Origin of the sequence: Afipia clevelandensis ATCC 49720 (genome assembly GCF_000336555.1) — a bacterium.
Classification (GTDB): Bacteria; Pseudomonadota; Alphaproteobacteria; order Rhizobiales; family Xanthobacteraceae; genus Afipia; species Afipia clevelandensis.
Window position 1 is genome coordinate 3,669,436 of record NZ_KB375281.1, and the last position, 17,906, is coordinate 3,687,341.

The following is a 17,906-nucleotide window of genomic DNA, read 5'->3' on the forward strand; positions in this document are numbered from 1 at the left end:
TCCTTCGGGTCGTTCCACTTGGTCGCGCCGGTGGCGACGAACAGTTGCGGGACCTTCTTGGAGTTCATGTATTTGTGGATGGCCGAATTGGACGGCGTGCCGAGCGAGTTGAAGATCAGCAGCACTTCATCGCTCTCGACCAGCTTGCGGGCCTGCTCCACGGCTTTCGGCGGCGAGTAGCCGTCGTCGTAGGAGATGAAGTTGATCTTGCGGCCGTTGATACCGCCTTCCGCGTTGATCTTGTTGAAGTAGGCCTGCTCCGTCTTGCCGATGACGCCGTACGCGGAGGCCGGTCCGCTGTAGGGCATGATGTTGCCGATCTTGATTTCGGTATCGGTGACGCCGGGGCCGTATTTCTTCTGGGCGAACGCGCCTGTACTGGTCGCCAGGACCATCGCCATCGCAGCCGAAGCAATGGCAAGTCGTGAGTGGATCGCAGTCTTTGTCATTGGAGTCTTCTCCTTGGTCGTGTGTGTGTCCTCTTCTTCTTGTTTTTCTGTCGGGGCTCTTGGCGGCCCACGGACATTCAATACCCGTTGACGGAACGGTTCAATGAAAAGCCCTCCGCGACAGGGTCGCGGAGGGCTGATTTAATGAGCAGTCCGGTCGAGTCATAACCTTTCCAAACTGTAATCTTTCGCAGGGCGAAAGATCAGCTTCCGCCCATGCCGCCGGTGATGATCGGTCCCTGCAGTTCGTACTTCTCACCCTTGAACTGCATGATCTGGAGTTGATCAATCGGATAGAAGTCGGTCGGGCTGGTGTTGATCTTCACGCCCGGCAGCAGGGTGTCGGGTACGAAGTCCTTCAGGCTCGCCGCCTGCTTCATGATGTTCTCGCGGGTCAGGTTGTCGCCTGCCTGCTTGAGCACCTGCACCATGGTCTGCGCCTGGCCGTAGCCATAGACGACCGAGCCGTCGGTCTTGTTCATGTCGGGCGCATACTTGGCGAGGAAGGCGTAAAACTTCTTCATGCCTTCATCGTTGTCCCACTGCGGGTCCGCGCCGTCCTTGGCATAGGCCGCCGAGAGGATGCCCTGCGCGTTCTCGAAACCGGCCGGCTTGAGCACGCTGCCGACGGAGGCGCCGACATTGCTCTGGATGTAGGTCGGCTTCCAGCCAAGCTCGGCGACCTTCTTGATTGCCTGGGCGGCGAACTTCGGCGTGGTGAAGCTGACGAACACGTCGGCGCCCGACGCCTTCAGCTTGATGATGTGCGAGTCGATGGTTGGCTCCGACACCTCATAGCTGTCTTCGGCGACGATCTGCGAAGCCTTCGCGCCGAGGCCGTCCTTCAGGCCCTTGAGCATGTCCTTGCCGAAGTCGTCGTTCTGATACATCACCGCGATCTTCGCATCCGGCTTGTTGGTCAGAAGATACTTCGCGTAGACGCGGCTTTCGCTCTGGTAGGCCGGCTGCCAGCCCATGGTCCACGGAAATTCCTTCGGCTCGCCGAACTTGGTGGCGCCGGTGGCGACGAACAGCTGCGGCACCTTCTTGGCGTTCAGGTACTTCTGGATCGCGGAATTGGACGGGGTGCCGAGCGGGCCGAACACCAGCAGGACTTCGTCGCTCTCGACCAGCTTGCGGGCCTGTTCGACGGCCTTCGGCGGGGAATAGCCGTCGTCATAGGTGATGAAGTTTATCTTGCGGCCGTTGATGCCGCCCTGCTCGTTGATCATCTTGAAGTAGGCTTCTTCCATCTTCCCGATGACGCCATACGCCGAGGCAGGGCCGCTATACGGCATGATGTTGCCGATCTTGATTTCGGTGTCGCTTGCGCCGGTGTCGTACTTCTTCTGCGCGAGCGCGTGGCCGCTCGTCATTGCGAGCGCAGCCATCGCCGTCACCGCAGTTACGTTGAGCCTGAATTTGGAAAGCATTCTGGTTTCTCCCTGATACCGCTTCGTGGAACCGGTTTCCGGAGACAAATCATGCCAGGAGGCAAAATCGTGGCAAAACGAAAGGGTCTGATTCAGACTGAATCAGACCCTCCGCGTGATCCGGAAACGGTCGTTCCGGAAATACCCTTCTCAAACAAACCGGACGGATACAAGCCCCGATCTGGTTGAAGGTTACCCGACTTTAAGGCTTACCCTTTTTGAACAGGTGTTCGACCATGTAGGCCACCTGCCGGGCGCCGTGGGGCAGCAGGAAGATGACGGCGAACAGGAACACGCCGAACACCGCGCCTGACAGGCCCTTGGAGATGTGTTCGGCCACGTTCGGCACGAACACGATGAACGCCGATCCGACCAGGGAACCCGGCAGCCAGCCGACCCCGCCGACCACCATGCCCACGAAAATCGCGATCGCGAGCTGGATGGTGAAGCTGTCGGGCGCGACGAACTGCACCACGATGGCCCCGAGCGCACCGGCGATGCCGGTGAAAGCGGCGGACACGCCGAATGCCAATGTTTTGTACAATGGCAGGTCGACGCCCATCGCCGAGGCGGCGATGGGATTGTCGCGGATCGCCATCAGTGCGCGTCCGGACCGGCTTCGCAGCAGGTTGACGGCCAGGAGGTAGATGACCCCCGAGATGAACAGCGTGAAGTAGTACAGCCACATGTCCTGCGACATCGGCAGGCCGAACGGCGCGTCCGGCTTGGTGATGACGAGGCCCTGCACGCCGCCGGTCCAGTGCTCGAACACGTTGAGCTTCAGGATTTGCGGCATCGCCACCGCAAGCGCGAAGGTCGCGAGCGCGAGGTAGACCCCCGACAGCCGCAGCGCCGGGAATCCGAACAGAAACCCGAAGATGAAGCAGACGATGCCGGCGGCCGGAATGGTCAGGGCGTAGTTGACGCCCAGATGTTCCATCATGATGCCGGCGGTGTAGGCGCCGACGGCATAGAACGCGCTCTGGCCGAGCGAGAACTGGCCGCTGCCCCCGGTGAGCAGGTTGAGCGCCAGGATGGCGATGGCGTAGATCAGCACCATGGTCATCTGAAAGATGACGAAGTTCTTCACGAACAGCGGTGTGACAATGAGTGCCGCAAGGACAATCAGCGTCGCAATGGAGCTGACTGTCATCGACTTCTTCGCCGGGGCGGAGACGGCTGCGGTCTGTGTAACGGAGTCCTGAACGGTGCTCATGATTAAACTCGCTGCACGATTTTGCGGCCGAACAGACCGGACGGTTTGATGACAAGCACGATGATGATCAGTGCCAGCGCGATGGGCAGTTTCAGCTCGTTGCCGACGCCCGGAATGTAGGTGCCGACCAGGTTCTCGAACACGCCGACCAGGAAGCCGCCGACCACCGCGCCGAACGGCGAGGTGAGGCCGCCGAGCACCGCTGCCGCGAAGCCGTACAGCAGGATGCCGCCCATCATGTTGGGCTCGAGGAACACCACCGGAGCGATCAGAAGACCGGCGATGGCGCCGATGGACGAGGCCATGCCCCAGCCGAGCGCGATCATCCAGCTCGTGTTGATGCCGACGAGGCGCGCCGATTCAGGCAGCGACGCCGCCGCCCGCATCGCCAGACCCACCCGCGTAAAGCGGAAGAAGATGTAGAGCAGCAGCAGCAGCACCAGCGTGACGCCAATCATGCCCGCCTGGTGGGTGGAGATGAGCTGGCTGCCGAGGAAGCCCGACGAGCCGAACGGCGAGGGGAACTGCTTGATGGTGAAGTCCCAGGTCAGGCCCGCGACGCTGTTGAGAATGGCGAACAGCGCGATGAAGCCGGCGACATGCACCAGCACCGGTGCATTGGTCAGCGGCTTGAACAGCGCGCGTTCGAGGATGATGCCGCCTGCGAACGAAATCACGAGCGTCAGCAGGAAGGCCGGCCAGAACGGCAGGCCCCACTGCATGAGCTGCCAGGCGATGAAGGTGGAGAACATCGCCATTTCGCCCTGGGCGAAGTTCAGATGGTCGATGGCCTGATAGATCATGACCACGGCCAGCGCCATGCAGGCGTAGATCGCGCCTGTGGCAATGCCAGCCAGGACTTGGTTGGTAAACAGTTCCATGGCTGTGTCCTCAGTATCCGAGATAGGATTTGCGGATGTCTTCGTTGTTCGCGATATCTTTCGCGGGTCCCGACATCACGATGCGTCCGGTTTCGATCACATAGGCCTGCTGCGCGATTTCGAGCGCGAGCTGGGCGTTCTGCTCGACCACCAGGATCGTCACCTTCTCTTCACGGTTGATCTTGCCAAGAATGCCGAACAGGTCACGCACAATCAGCGGCGCGAGGCCGAACGACGGTTCGTCCAGCAGCATCAGGCGGGGACGCAGCATCAGCGCGCGGGCGACCGCGAGCATCTGCTGTTCGCCGCCGGAGAGCGTTCCGGCCTGCTGGGTGTGACGCTGCTTGAGCACCGGGAAGTGCGCATACATGCGTTCGATGTCGTCCGGGATGTTTTTCACATCCTTGCGCGAGATCGCGCCGAGCTGCAGGTTTTCCTCCACCGTCATGTTGGTGAAGGTGCCGCGGCCCTGCGGAACGTGCGCGATGCCGAGCCGGACCACGTTTTCGGTGGACACGCCGGTCAGCGGCTTGCCTTCAAACTCGATGTTGCCGGTGGAGCGGATCATGTTGCAGATCGCGCGCAGCGTCGTGGTCTTGCCGGCGCCGTTGGCGCCGAGCAGCGTGGTGACGCTGCCCTCGTCGAGCGAGAATTCAAGCCCATGAAGGGCCTGGATCTGGCCGTAATAGGCGCGCAGATCCTTGATTGCCAGCATGGTGCTCATTGGTCCTTGCTCCCCAGATAGGCCTTGATGACGTCCGGGTCGGACTGCACCTGAGATGGCGTGCCTTCGGCGAGCTTCTTGCCGAAGTTCAGCGCGACGACGTGATCGGCGATCTTCATCACCAATCCCATGTGATGTTCGACGAGCAGAACCGTGATGTTGCGCTGGTCGCGGATGCGGCAGATCAGGTCGCCGAGAACGTAGACTTCCTCGTGGTTGAGGCCGCCCGCGGGCTCGTCGAGCAGCAGGATCTTCGGCTCGGCGGCAAGCGCCCGGCCAAGCTCGACGCGCTTCTGCGTGCCGAACGGCAGGCCCGCCACTTCACGATCGGCGACGTCGTGCAGATCGAGATAATCGAGGATTTCGTGGACCGTCGCGTCGAGCTTGCGCTCCTGTTCGCGGACCCACGGCAGCTTCAGCGCGTCGCTGACGAAGTCGCTTTTCGTGCGGCAGTGTCCGCCGATGCGGATGTTGTCCCGCACGGTGAGGCGGGGGAACAGCGCGACGTTCTGGAACGTGCGGCCGATGCCGACATCTGCGATCTTCTGCGGCTGATACTGGAGGATACTGGTGCCCTCCATCAGAATCTCGCCCTGGCTCGGCTGATAGAGCCGGCTCAGGCAGTTAAACAGCGTCGTCTTGCCGGCGCCGTTCGGTCCGATCAGGCCGAGAACCTGGCCCTTCTTCATATCGAACGACACGCCATTCAACGCAACGATGCCACCGAACACGACAGAAACGTCGCGCACGGTGAGCAAGGGGGCTTGCCCCTGCGCCTGTGCCTGCATCATACGCTGATGTTCCGGCAAGGCCGGGCCGCGCCCATACCCTGCATGATACCGCGGCAGCCGCGGTTATCTGTTCCCCTCATTGATACGTGCACCTTGTCCTCCTGGTGATTGCATTTTTTTCTGGTGGTCGTGTCTGTTTGCAGTTTCTTTGTTTTGCAGGCCGCGCGCAATGTGCGAGCGCATCCGGACTGCAACTTGTCAGAACTCTTCCATCGTCGCCGATGGCCACCCACTCATAGTTCTTTTATAGAACTATGAACGGATTTCGCGCAAGTGCGTCCGCAGCAGGAAGAAGATGCCTCTGCATGCAGTTCGGTGCGCTACCTGATGCCCTCTGCGACGCGCTGTGCCTTCCCCCCGTTTGTTTTGACCTTTTTGATAGCCGGATCTTTGCCCGGCATGCCACGTCCGATCGTGCCAGTCATGGCGACTTCGATGTTTCTCACCATCGCGACAAGGCGTGGACCGATATCGTTCTTTAAAAGAACTTCGCTGAACTTGAAGGCCGGAGCGCCACAATTGAAGGCATAGGGTCCGGTTCCGTCATTCAGTTTCAATGCGACGCCGACGGCGTGAATGTCGTTATGCCACTCGCCGGCCGACATGGCGAAGCCGTGTTTGGCGACGCATTCACCCGCGCGTTCGATGCCGTCGCGGATTTTCGGCCAGTTCGATCCGGAATGATCCTTGATCTCATGCATCAGTTCCGCGCGCTCGTCTTCGGGCAATGCCCACAGATAGGCGCGGCCCATCGCCGTTGTCGCAATCGGCACCTTGGAGCCGACATCGAGCAGCACGCCCACGGTCAGTTCGCTGCGGCTCTGTCCGAAATAGATCATGCTGAGACGGTCGCGCGCGCCGATCGCCACCGCGCCGCCGGTTTCGCGCATCAACTGGTCGCGATACGGATCGGAGAGATGACGAATGCCCATGTTGGCAAGCGCGGAATAACCCAGCGCCATCGCAGCCGGTGCAAGCTGGTATTTTTCAAACCGCGGAACGGGCGTTAGATAGCCGAGCTTGGTCAGCGTGTAGGTGAGACGCGAGATTGTCGGCTTGGGTAAATTGGTGCGCGCCGCGATTTCCTGATTCCCCAGAAGACCGTCGCTTGGACGAAATGCGCGCAAGACATCGAGACCACGCGAAAGCGCGATAACAAAACTGCGATCAGTCGCAGGTTTTTTCGGTGGCCGCTTCATTCGTAAAAAACCGCATATGTGGTCTTCGTTGACAAAGGACGTGCTTCAAAATATCCCTCCGTGTCAAGATGTGGAATATAATTCCGCACTGCGAAAATGCTTAAAAAATCAGCGCTGCAAGGAGAGTTGTGTGAGCGAAGTGGTCAAGGTGGAACGTCATGACGCAATTGCAATTGTCACGATCGACAGCCCCCCGGTGAATGCACTCAGTGCGGCTGTGCGCAAGGGCCTTGCCGAAGGCGTGAAGAGCGCCCAGGCCGATGACTCTGTGAAGGCTATCGTCATTGCATGCGCCGGACGCACCTTCGTCGCAGGCGCCGACATTACAGAGTTCGGCAAGCCGCCGCAGTCGCCGAGCCTCCATGAAGTGATCGAGGTTATCGAAAATTCCACCAAGCCGGTGGTCGCCGCGATTCACGGCACCGCCCTTGGCGGCGGCCTCGAGCTTGCGCTCGGCTGTCACTATCGCGTTGCCGTCAAGGACGCCAAGCTCGGCCTGCCCGAAGTGAAACTCGGCCTCCTGCCGGGCGGCGGCGGCACGCAGCGCCTGCCGCGTGCGGTCGGTCCGGAACTCGCTGTGAAGATGATTGTCGGCGGCGAGCCGATCAGCGCGCAGGACGCGCTGAAGAACGGCCTCATCGAGGAGATCGTCGATGCGCCTCCGGCCGTCGGCGGCGAGTCTTTCGCGCGCAAGATCGTTGCGGAGAAGCGTCCGCTGCGCCGCCTGCGCGATGACGATTCCAAGCTGGCTGCCGCAAAAGCAGACAGGTCGATCTTCACCAACGCGGCGGCTGCGGCAAATAAACGCAGTCGCGGTCTCGAAGCGCCGGTGACGGCGGCGGAGGCGGTCAGCCATTCCCTCGATCAGCCGTTCGATCAGGCGCTGAAGACCGAGCGCGAACTTTTCCTCAAGCTGATGAATGGCGATCAGTCCAAGGCGCAGCGTTATGCGTTCTTTGCCGAACGCGCGGCCGCCAAGATCGACGGCGTGCCGGATGGCACCAAGGGCCGCGAGGTCAAGCAGGTTGCCGTGATCGGCGCCGGCACCATGGGCGGCGGCATCGCAATGTCGTTTGCCAATGCCGGCATTCCGGTCACGATCATTGAAATGGCCGACGAGCCGCTGAAGCGCGGCCTCGGCATCATGCAGAAGAATTACGAAGCCACCGCGGCGCGCGGCGGCATTCCGGCGGACGCGCCGGCGAAGCGCATGGGCCTGATCAAGGGGGCCGTCGGTCTTGAAAACGTCAAGGATGCTGACCTCATCATCGAGGCGGTGTTCGAGACCATGGAGATCAAGAAGGAGGTCTTCACCAAACTCGACCAGTTCGCCAAGCCCGGTGCGGTGCTGGCGTCGAACACCTCCTATCTGGACATCAACAAGATCGCAGATGTCACCAAGCGTCCGCAGGACGTGCTCGGCATGCACTTCTTCTCGCCGGCCAACGTCATGAAGCTGTGCGAAATCGTGCGCGGCGCGAAGACTGCGCCGGACGCGCTGGTCACGGCGGTGAACATCGCCAAGAAAATCGCGAAGGTGCCGGTGGTGGTCGGTGTCTGCGACGGCTTCGTCGGCAACCGCATGCTCGCGGCCCGCTCCAAGCAGTCGGAGAAGTTCCTGTTCGAGGGCGCGCTGCCGCAGCAGGTCGACGCCGTCGTCACCAAGTTCGGCATGCCGATGGGTCCGTTCGCCATGGGCGACCTCGCGGGTCTCGATATCGGCTGGCGCTCGCGCAAGGATCGCGGCATCAAGTCGGAAATCGCCGACGCGCTGTGCGAGGCGGGCCGTTTCGGCCAGAAGACCGGCAAGGGCTACTACAAGTACGAGCAGGGTTCGCGCTCGCCGCTGCCCGATCCGGAGGTCGAGAAGCTGATCGACGAGACGCTCGCCAAGCTCGGTCTCAAGCGCCGCGAGATCTCCGACGAGGAAATTCTGGAGCGCATGGTGTACCCAATGATCAACGAGGGTGCGCGCATCCTTGAAGAGAAGATCGCGGCGCGCCCGAGTGACATCGACGTGGTCTGGCTCTATGGCTACGGCTGGCCGATCTATCGCGGCGGCCCGATGTTCTATGCCGATCAGGTCGGCCTCAAGAAGATCGCGGATCGCTTGTCGTTCTACGCCAAGCAGACCAACGATCCGTCGCTGGAGCCTGCACCGCTGCTCAAGCGTCTGGCTGACGAAGGCAAGACATTCGCGTCCCTCGCCAAGGGCTGATCGAGGGCTCGCGGATGACCCATCCGGGCGAACAGTACTATCCGCAGGGTGTGCGCTGGGATTCACCGATCCCGCGCGGCACCTTGCCGGATCTGTTGTCGAAGGCGGCGGCGGACTTCGGTCCGCGTCCCGCGATTGAATTCCGCGACCGCCCGATCAGTTTTGTCCAGTTGAAGGACATGGCGGACGTCGCGGCATCGGCGTTTCTTCGTGCCGGTTACGGCAAGGGATCGTCGATTGCGCTGTTTCTCGGGAATACACCGGATCATCCGGTGAATTTCTTCGGCGCGCTGAAGGCCGGCGCGCGTGTGGTGCATCTTTCGCCGCTCGATGGCGAGATCGCACTCACCCACAAGCTGAAAGACTCCGGCGCGCGCATTCTGGTCACCAGCAGCCTCGCGACCCTGCTGCCGACCGCGCTGAAATTCCTTGAAAAGGGTCTGCTCGACAAACTCATTGTCTGCGAGGACCAGACCTGGGGCGATGTCGGCAATCCGCAAACCGCGATCCCGTCCAACCCGGCGATCGTGACCTTCAAGGACTTCGCCCGCGGCGCGCAGCCGCCCGCGGCCTGGCCGCAGATCGACGCCGACGATATTGCACTCCTGCAATATACGGGCGGCACCACCGGATTGCCCAAGGGCGCGATGCTCACCCACGGCAATCTCACCTCGGCGGTCTCGATCTATGACGTGTGGGGCGCGAACCAGAAAGCGGCGCGCAACACCATCGAGCGCGTCATTCTCGTTCTGCCGCTGTTTCACATTTACGCGCTCACCGTCGTCCTGCTGCGCACGCTGAAGAACGGCGACCTGATCTCGCTGCATCAGCGGTTCGACCTCGACGCGGTGATGCGCGATATCGAGGTCAAGCGCGCCACAGCGTTCCCCGGCGTGCCGACCATGTGGATCGCCATCGCCAGCCTGCCCGATCTCGACAAGCGCGACCTGTCGTCACTGGCCTTCGCCGGTTCGGGTGGCGCGCCGCTGCCGGTCGAGGTCGCCAAGGTGTTCGAGCGCAAGACCAAGCTCGCCTTGAAGAGCGGCTGGGGCATGACCGAGACCTGTTCGCCCGGCACCGGCCATCCGCCGGAGGGCCCGGAGAAGCCGGGCTCCATCGGCCTGATGCTGCCCGGCATCGAGATGGATGTGGTGTCGCTGGACGATCCGAAGCAGGTGATGCCGGTCGGCGAGACCGGCGAAATCCGCATCCGCGGCCCGAACGTCACCAAAGGCTACTGGAATCGCGAGGCGGAAACTGCGGAGGCCTTTGTCGGCGACCGCTTCCTCACCGGCGATATCGGTTACATGGACAGCGACGGCTATTTCTATCTGGTCGACCGCAAGAAGGACATGATCATCTCCGGCGGCTTCAACGTCTATCCGCAGATGATCGAGCAGGCGATCTACACCCATCCGTCGGTGCAGGAAGTCATCGTCATCGGCATTCCGGATGATTATCGCGGCGAAGCCTCCAAGGCTTTCATCACGCTGCGCGCCGGAGCGGAGCCTTTCACCATCGAGGATTTACGCGCTTTCCTGACCGGAAAGCTCGGCAAGCACGAATTGCCAGTGGCGGTCGAGTTCCTTAAAGAATTGCCACGCACCAGCGTGGGCAAGCTGTCCCGCCACGAACTCCGCAACCAGCAACGTCAGAATACGCCACAACCCAAACTTGCAACAGGAGGTCGCTCATGACCGAAGCCGTTATCGTCTCCACCGCCCGCACGCCGATCGGCAAGGCCTATCGCGGCGCGCTCAACAACACCGAAGGCGCGACGCTGCTCGGCCACGCTATCGAGCAGGCGGTCAAGCGCGCCGGTGTCGATCCTGCGGAGATCGAGGATGTGGTGATGGGCGCTGCCATGCAGCAGGGCGCCACTGCCGGCAACATCGCCCGCAAGGCCGCGCTGCGCGCAGGGCTTCCGGTCACGGTCGGCGGCACTACCATTGACCGCCAGTGCGCCTCGGGCCTGCAGGCCATCGCGCTCGCCGCGCGTTCGGTGATTCATGACGGCGTTCAGATCGCGGTCGGCGGCGGCGGCGAGTCCATCAGCCTCGTGCAGAACGAGCACATGAACCTGTTCCACGCGGTCGATCCCGCGTTGAAGGCGATCAAGGGCGACGTCTACATGGCGATGCTCGACACCGCCGAAGTGGTGGCCAAGCGTTACGGCATTTCGCGCGAGAAGCAGGACGAGTACTCGCTGGAAAGCCAGCGCCGCACCGCAGCCGCGCAGCAGGGCGGCCGCTTCAAGGACGAAATCGCTCCGATCTCGACCAAGATGGCGGTTGTCGACAAGAACACCAAGGAAGTCTCCTACAAGGACATCACCCTGTCGCAGGATGAAGGTCCGCGTCCGGAGACCACCGCGGAAGGCCTCGCAAGCCTGAAGCCGGTGCGCGAAGGCGGCTCCATCACCGCGGGCAACGCCAGCCAGTTGTCGGACGGCGCCAGCGCCACCGTCATCATGAGCGACAAGGAAGCCGCCAAGCGTGGCCTCAAGCCGCTCGGCATCTTCCGCGGCTTCGTCGCCGCCGGTTGTGAGCCGGATGAAATGGGCATCGGTCCGGTGTTTGCGATTCCGCGTCTGCTTCAGCGTCATGGTCTCAAGATCGACGACATTGATATGTGGGAGTTGAACGAAGCGTTCGCCGTGCAAGTGCTCTATTGCCGCGACAAGCTCGGCATCGATCCCGAAAAGCTCAACGTCAGCGGCGGTTCGGTTGCGGTTGGCCATCCTTACGGCATGACCGGCGCGCGTCTCGCGGGTCATGTCCTCATCGAAGGCCGTCGCCGCAAGGCCAAGTACGGCGTGGTCACCATGTGCATCGGTGGTGGTCAGGGCGCTGCCGGCCTGTTTGAAATCCTGCAGTAAGCATCACGCAGCCGGTTGTCCTCTTTTCACCTGAGAAGCGGGCAACCGGCACCGCGCGTCCGGCGCGAAAGGCAGTCAAAATCCAACTGCCGAATTGCCTCCCGGTTCTGTCGGTCTACAATCGGCGAATAGAACAAGAGGCTGAAATCCCGGACTGTTATTTCCAGTCAGACTCCCAGGAGGACCCCCGTGGATCTCAATTTCACCCAGGAAGAAAATGCTTTCCGCGAAGAAGTGCGCAAGTTCTTCCGCGAAAACATCCCGCCCGCGTTGCACAAGAAGCTGATCGACGGCGGTCATCCGAGCAAGGACGACATCATCACCTGGACCCGCATCCTCAACAAGAAGGGATGGGGCGTTCCGCACTGGCCGAAGGAATACGGCGGCACCGGCTGGTCGCCGGCCAAGCAGCACATCTTCCTTGAAGAGCTGCAGGCCACTCCTGCGCCGTCACCGCTGGCGTTCGGCGTCAACATGGTCGGCCCGGTGATCTACACCTTCGGCAACGACGAGCAGAAGAAGTATTACCTGCCGCGCATCGCCAATCTCGACGACTGGTGGTGCCAGGGCTTCTCCGAGCCCGGCTCCGGCTCCGACCTCGCCTCGCTCAAGACCACCGCAAAGCGCAAGGGCGACGTCTACGTCATCAACGGCCAGAAGACCTGGACCACGCTCGGTCAGCACGCTGACTGGATCTTCTGCCTCTGCCGCACCAATCCGGATGCGAAGAAGCAGGAAGGCATTTCGTTCATCCTGATCGACATGAAGTCGCGCGGCATCACCGTGCGTCCGATCCAGACCATCGACGGCGGTCACGAAGTCAACGAAGTGTTCTTCGACGACGTCGAGGTGCCGGTCGCTAATCTGGTCGGTCAGGAAAACAAGGGCTGGGACTATGCGAAGTTCCTGCTCGGCAACGAACGCACCAACATCGCCCGCGTCGGCATGTCCAAGGAGCGCATCCGCCGCGTGCGTGAACTGGCCCAGACGGTCGAAGCCAACGGCAAGCCGCTGATCGAGGACGACCGTTTCCGCGAGAAGCTCGCCGCCACCGAGATCGAACTCAAGGCGCTCGAACTGTCGGTGATGCGCGTCATCGCCAACGAGACCAAGAACGGCAAGGGCAAGCCGGACCCGGCCTCCTCGATCCTCAAGATCAAGGGCTCGGAGATTCAGCAGACCATTTCCGAACTGCTGGTCGAGGTCGCGGGTCCCTTCGCGGTGCCGTACCTGCCGGAAGAAGGCATCGGCAACGAGGAAGCAGGCTGGGAGTCGCACACCGCTCCACACTACTTCAACTACCGCAAGGTCTCGATCTACGGCGGTTCCAACGAGATCCAGCGCGGCATCATCGCGAAGGCGGTGCTGGGACTTTAGTGACGCCCACTTCTCCCCGCGTTTGCGGGGAGGGGGCTTGCAACGCTCTCACGTTCCGTCATTGCGAGCGAAGCGAAGCAATCCATCTTTAGTTTATCCAAGCTGGATTGCTTCGTCGCTTCGCTCCTCGCAATGACGATGTTTTGGTTTATTCGAGGAACACACTATGGATTTCGATCTCTCCGAGGAGCAGCGGCTCCTGAAAGACAGCGTCGACGGGCTGCTGGCTGACTCGTATGACTTCGAGCAGCGCAAGAAGTATGCCGCGGAAAAGGACGGCTGGAGCCGTCAGGTCTGGGGCAAGCTGGCGGAGCAAGGCCTGCTCGGCCTGCCGTTCTCCGAGAACGACGGCGGCTTTGGCGCGGGCGCGGTGGAAACCGCTATCGTGATGGAATCGCTCGGCCGCTCGCTGGTGCTCGAGCCTTATCTGACCACGGTGGTGATCGGCGGCGGCTTCCTGCGCCACGGCGCATCCGACGAGCAGAAGGCCGCGCATATTCCCTCGATCATCGACGGCAGCAAGACGCTGGCCTTCGCGCAGCTCGAGAAGAACTCGCGCTACAATCTCGCGGATGTCTCCACCACCGCCAAGAAGAAGGGCGACGGCTGGGTCATCGATGGCGAGAAGTTCGTGGTTCTTCACGGCGACAGCGCCAACACGCTGATCGTGACCGCGCGCACCTCCGGCGGTCAGCGCGACCGTGACGGCATCGGCGTGTTCCTTGTGCCGGCCAACGCCAAGGGCGTGACCGTCAAGGGCTACGCCACGCAGGACAGCATGCGCGCCGCCGACATCCGGTTCGAGGGCGTCGAAGTCGGCAAGGACGCTCTGCTCGGCGATCCGGCCAAGGGCCTCGCGCTGGTCGAGCGTGTGGTGGACGAGGCTCGCATCGCGATGTGCTCCGAAGCCATCGGCGCGATGGAAGAGTCGCTCAAGATGACCGTCGAATACCTCAAGACCCGCAAGCAGTTCGGCGTGGCCATCGGCACCTTCCAGTCGCTGCAGCACCGCGCCGCCGAGATGTTCGTGAACCTGGAGCAGGCGCGCAGCATGGCGCTGTTCGCGGCGATGGCGACCGAATTGCCGGACGACGAGCGCGCGTCTGCGGTTGCGGCGTCCAAGGTTCAGGTCGGCAAGTCGTCGAAGTTCGTCGGCCAGCAGGCGATCCAGCTTCATGGCGGCATCGGCATGACCATGGAAGCGGCCATCGGCCACTACTTCAAGCGGCTGTCAGTGATCGAGAACACCTTCGGCGACACCGACTACCACCTGCGCCGCGTCGCTTCGGCCGGCTCGCTGGTCTGATTGTCTCTTACACCTCTCCCCATTTGCGGGGAGAGGTCGGATCGCTCTTGCGATCCGGGTGAGGGGCCTACTCTCCGATTGCGCAAGTTTCCGCCCCTCACCCCGACCCTCTCTCCGCTTGCGGGGAGAGGGAGGCTTTGCGTGACATCTTCCAAAACAACAAAAATCAAGGAACGCCATGCCAACTTCTCCCTTCGATCTCACCGGAAAAGTCGCTGTCGTCACCGGTTCGAGCCGCGGCATCGGCCGCGCCTCCGCGGAAATGCTGGCACAGTTGGGCGCGAAGGTGGTGATCTCCAGCCGCAAGGCCGATGCCTGCGAGGCTGTCGCGGAGGGCATCCGCAAGGCGGGTGGCGATGCCCATGTCATTCCCTGCAACATTTCCCGGCGCGAGGAAGTGGACGCGCTGATCGCCGGCACCATCAAGCATTACGGCAAAATCGACAGTCTCATTTGTAACGCAGCGGTGAATCCCTATTACGGCCCGCTGCTCGACATCACGGACGAAGCGTTCGACAAGATCATGGGCGCCAACATCAAGAGCAACATCTGGCTCTGCAAGCAGGCGATGCCGCACATGGCCGAGCGCGGCGGCGGCTCGGTGGTCATCATTTCCTCGATCGGCGGCTTGCGCGGATCGACCGTGATCGGCGCCTACGGCATTTCCAAAGCCGCCGACTTCTCGCTGGCGCGCAGCCTTGCCGGCGAGTGGGGTCCGAAGAATGTGCGGGTCAACTGCATCGCGCCGGGTTTGGTAAAAACCGATTTCGCCCGCGCGCTGTGGGAGGACCAGGAGAACCTGAAGCGCCGCACCGCGACCACGCCGCTGCGCCGGATCGGCGAGCCGCACGAGATCGCGGGCGCGGTGGTCTATCTTGCCTCCGACGCCTCGACCTTCATGACCGGCCAGACCATCGTCATCGACGGCGGCGTGACCACCGCGGCTGTGTGAGCCATCCAAAAGCGCTTCGTCTTCACCTCTCCCCGCCCGCGGAGAGAGGTCGGATCGCTTTTGCGATCCGGGTGAGGGCCTTTTTCTCGGTCGCAGCACTTTTGCCCCTCACCCCAACCCTCTCCCCGCGAGCGGGGAGAGGGAGCGCGTCATGCGGGTTGCTTGTTCGCACTTCTTGACGCCCGCCCGCGTAATCGCTTTGTTTGCGTTTCCATCATGAAACGAAAAGCATTCGAGGAAACGGCATGGCGTCCCACATTCTTGCGATCGACCAGGGCACGACATCGTCGCGCGCCATTGTGTTTCGATCCGATATTTCCATTGCGGCGCAGGCCCAGCAGGAATTCCAGCAGCATTTTCCGGCCTCCGGATGGGTCGAGCATGAGCCGGAGGACATCTGGACCTCGACGCTTGCGACCTGCCGCGAGGTCATGAGCAAGGCCGGCGTTCAGGCCGCCGACATCGCCGCCATCGGCATCACCAACCAGCGCGAGACCACGGTGGTGTGGGACCGCGCCACCGGGCGCGCCGTGCATCGCGCCATTGTCTGGCAGGACCGGCGCACGGCGGAGATTTGCGCCAAGCTGAAAGCCGACGGTCATGAGCCGCTGGTCACATCGCGCACCGGTTTGATCATCGACCCGTATTTCTCCGGCACCAAGGTGGCGTGGATCTTGGATCAGGTCCCGGGCGCGCGCGAACGCGCCGAGCGCGGCGAATTGATGTTCGGCACGGTGGATTCGTATCTGCTCTGGCGGCTGACCGGCGGCAAGGTCCACGCCACCGACGCCACCAATGCCTCGCGCACGCTGCTGTTCAATATCCACACCGGCCAATGGGACGACGATCTCCTGAAGCTGCTGCGCGTTCCGCGCTCGATGCTGCCGGACGTGCGCGATTCCTCCGCCAGCTACGGCACCACTGTGCCCGAACTGCTCGGCGGTTCGATCGCGGTGCGCGGCATCGCCGGCGATCAGCAGGCCGCGACCATCGGGCAGGCCTGCTTCACGCCGGGCATGATGAAGTCCACCTACGGCACCGGCTGCTTCGCGCTGCTCAACACCGGCACCACGGCTGTCTCGTCCACCAACAAGCTGCTCACCACGGTGGCCTATCAGTTGAACGGCCAGCGCACCTATGCGCTGGAAGGCTCGATCTTTGTCGCGGGCTCGGCCGTGCAATGGCTGCGCGACGGGCTTGGCCTGATCAAGCATGCGAGCGAGACGGGACCGCTGGCGGATGAAAACGACACCATGCAGTCGGTCTATCTGGTGCCGGCGTTTGTCGGCCTCGGCGCGCCATACTGGAATCCGCGGGTGCGCGGCGCGCTGTTCGGGCTGACGCGCAATACCGGCCCGGCGGAACTGGCCCATGCCGTGCTGGAAAGCGTCTGCTACCAGACCTACGACCTGTGGGCCGCGATGCGCGCCGACTGGCCCGAGGCGAAGCAGGCCAACACGGTCTTGCGTGTCGATGGCGGCATGACCGCGTCGGACTGGACCATGCAGCGGCTCGCCGATCTGCTCGACGCGCCGGTGGATCGCCCGATGATTCAGGAAACAACGGCGTTAGGAGCAGCCTATCTCGCGGGCCTTGGCGCTGGCATCTATCCCGAGCCCGCGCGTTTTGCGGACTCCTGGCGGCTGGAGCGGCGCTTCAAGCCGAACATGTCGGACGCCACCCGCACGCGCAAACTGAAAGGCTGGTCGCAGGCGGTGAAGGGCGTACTCGCATCCGATCCCGGCGAAGACTGAGTTCGGTTTTTGAAAGCAGAACATGCTTGCCAGCCGGGTGCGTTGCCGGGTGTAATCGCCGTGTCGTTCCGGAGATCATCCAATGAATCTGATCGGCCAGTATGATTCCCCTTTTGTGCGCCGTGTCGCGCTGGCGCTGCGTTTCTATGGCATTCCGTTCGAGCAGACGCCGTGGTCCACCTTTGGCGACGCCGAGAAAATCGCGCTCTACAATCCGCTGATGCGGGTGCCGACGCTGGTGCTCGACGACGGCGAGGTGCTGATCGAAAGCACGGCGATCCTCGATTATCTCGATGAATTGGCCGGTCCGTCACGGGCGCTGATCCCCGATTGCGGCCATGTGCGGCGCGAGGTTCTGCATGTCTGCGCACTGGCCACCGGCCTTGCCGACAAGTCGGTGAGCCTGCTCTATGAGCGGGTGCTGCGCGGCGAGGAATCGAAACGCTGGGTGGAGCGATGCCGGGCGCAGATCGCCGGTGTTCTTGCGGTTCTTGAAAGCGAGCGCAGCCAGATCAAGACCCGCTACTGGTTCGGCGATCAGCTCACCCACGCCGATATCGCGGTGGCCTGTGTCGTGCGCTTCACCCGCGAAGCCCATGCCGGCCTGTTCGAGGCGGCGCGCTATCCGGCGCTGGATCGGCATGCCGAAACGTGCGAGGCGCTGCCCCCGTTTCAGGAGATCGTGCAGCCGCTCGCGCCGCCGAACTGAACGCGCGCGGGAGCGGGCG

Annotated in this window: 15 protein-coding genes; 8 read left to right on the plus strand and 7 right to left on the minus strand. The window is 62.4% G+C overall.

Going from position 1 to position 17,906, the window contains the following annotated elements:
- From HMPREF9696_RS17565 to HMPREF9696_RS17595, 7 genes are all read right to left on the minus strand, one after another.
- A partial coding sequence (locus tag HMPREF9696_RS17565) for an ABC transporter substrate-binding protein (protein ID WP_002714387.1) occupies window positions 1-449 on the minus strand: 449 nt, incomplete at its 3' end.
- Between the two features lie 203 nt (window positions 450-652).
- Complete coding sequence (locus tag HMPREF9696_RS17570) at window positions 653-1,882, minus strand: ABC transporter substrate-binding protein (RefSeq protein ID WP_002714388.1); 1,230 nt, start codon at window positions 1,880-1,882, stop codon at window positions 653-655.
- A 202-nt stretch (window positions 1,883-2,084) separates the two neighbouring features.
- On the minus strand, window positions 2,085-3,098 hold the full coding sequence (locus tag HMPREF9696_RS17575; RefSeq protein WP_002714389.1) for a branched-chain amino acid ABC transporter permease: 1,014 nt from the start codon (window positions 3,096-3,098) through the stop codon (window positions 2,085-2,087).
- Window positions 3,099-3,100: 2 nt separating this feature from the next.
- Entirely contained in the window at window positions 3,101-3,979 is an 879-nt protein-coding gene (locus HMPREF9696_RS17580) for a branched-chain amino acid ABC transporter permease (protein WP_002714390.1), read from the minus strand.
- Between the two features lie 10 nt (window positions 3,980-3,989).
- On the minus strand, window positions 3,990-4,703 hold the full coding sequence (locus HMPREF9696_RS17585; RefSeq protein WP_002714391.1) for an ABC transporter ATP-binding protein: 714 nt from the start codon (window positions 4,701-4,703) through the stop codon (window positions 3,990-3,992).
- Entirely contained in the window at window positions 4,700-5,494 is a 795-nt protein-coding gene (locus HMPREF9696_RS17590; protein ID WP_002714392.1) for an ABC transporter ATP-binding protein, read from the minus strand. The genes HMPREF9696_RS17585 and HMPREF9696_RS17590 overlap by 4 nt, the downstream gene beginning before the upstream one ends.
- A gap of 320 nt (window positions 5,495-5,814) precedes the next feature.
- The gene (locus HMPREF9696_RS17595) at window positions 5,815-6,693 is read right to left on the minus strand and encodes an IclR family transcriptional regulator (RefSeq protein ID WP_002714393.1); all 879 of its coding nucleotides are present in this window, start codon (window positions 6,691-6,693) and stop codon (window positions 5,815-5,817) included.
- A gap of 130 nt (window positions 6,694-6,823) precedes the next feature.
- Between HMPREF9696_RS17595 and HMPREF9696_RS17600 the strand changes: the two genes are divergently transcribed.
- The 8 genes from HMPREF9696_RS17600 to HMPREF9696_RS17635 all read left to right on the plus strand — a co-directional run bounded on the left by HMPREF9696_RS17600 (window position 6,824) and on the right by HMPREF9696_RS17635 (window position 17,887).
- Complete coding sequence (locus HMPREF9696_RS17600; RefSeq protein ID WP_002714394.1) at window positions 6,824-8,911, plus strand: 3-hydroxyacyl-CoA dehydrogenase NAD-binding domain-containing protein; 2,088 nt, start codon at window positions 6,824-6,826, stop codon at window positions 8,909-8,911.
- Window positions 8,912-8,925: 14 nt separating this feature from the next.
- Window positions 8,926-10,608, plus strand: coding sequence for a dicarboxylate--CoA ligase PimA (gene pimA, locus HMPREF9696_RS17605; RefSeq protein ID WP_002714395.1), 1,683 nt, complete (start codon window positions 8,926-8,928; stop codon window positions 10,606-10,608).
- Window positions 10,605-11,789 (plus strand): acetyl-CoA C-acyltransferase, encoded by a 1,185-nt coding sequence (locus tag HMPREF9696_RS17610; RefSeq protein WP_002714396.1) that lies wholly within the window; start codon window positions 10,605-10,607, stop codon window positions 11,787-11,789. Before pimA ends, HMPREF9696_RS17610 begins: the two co-directional genes overlap by 4 nt.
- Before the next feature lie 189 nt (window positions 11,790-11,978).
- Window positions 11,979-13,166, plus strand: coding sequence for a pimeloyl-CoA dehydrogenase large subunit (pimC, locus tag HMPREF9696_RS17615; protein WP_002714397.1), 1,188 nt, complete (start codon window positions 11,979-11,981; stop codon window positions 13,164-13,166).
- Between the two features lie 166 nt (window positions 13,167-13,332).
- The gene (gene pimD / locus HMPREF9696_RS17620) at window positions 13,333-14,472 is read left to right on the plus strand and encodes a pimeloyl-CoA dehydrogenase small subunit (RefSeq protein ID WP_002714398.1); all 1,140 of its coding nucleotides are present in this window, start codon (window positions 13,333-13,335) and stop codon (window positions 14,470-14,472) included.
- Window positions 14,473-14,650: 178 nt separating this feature from the next.
- Complete coding sequence (locus tag HMPREF9696_RS17625) at window positions 14,651-15,424, plus strand: SDR family NAD(P)-dependent oxidoreductase (protein WP_002714399.1); 774 nt, start codon at window positions 14,651-14,653, stop codon at window positions 15,422-15,424.
- Between the two features lie 245 nt (window positions 15,425-15,669).
- The gene (glpK, locus tag HMPREF9696_RS17630; protein ID WP_002714400.1) at window positions 15,670-17,178 is read left to right on the plus strand and encodes a glycerol kinase GlpK; all 1,509 of its coding nucleotides are present in this window, start codon (window positions 15,670-15,672) and stop codon (window positions 17,176-17,178) included.
- An 82-nt stretch (window positions 17,179-17,260) separates the two neighbouring features.
- Entirely contained in the window at window positions 17,261-17,887 is a 627-nt protein-coding gene (locus HMPREF9696_RS17635; RefSeq protein ID WP_002714401.1) for a glutathione S-transferase family protein, read from the plus strand.
- Window positions 17,888-17,906: the final 19 nt, after the last annotated feature.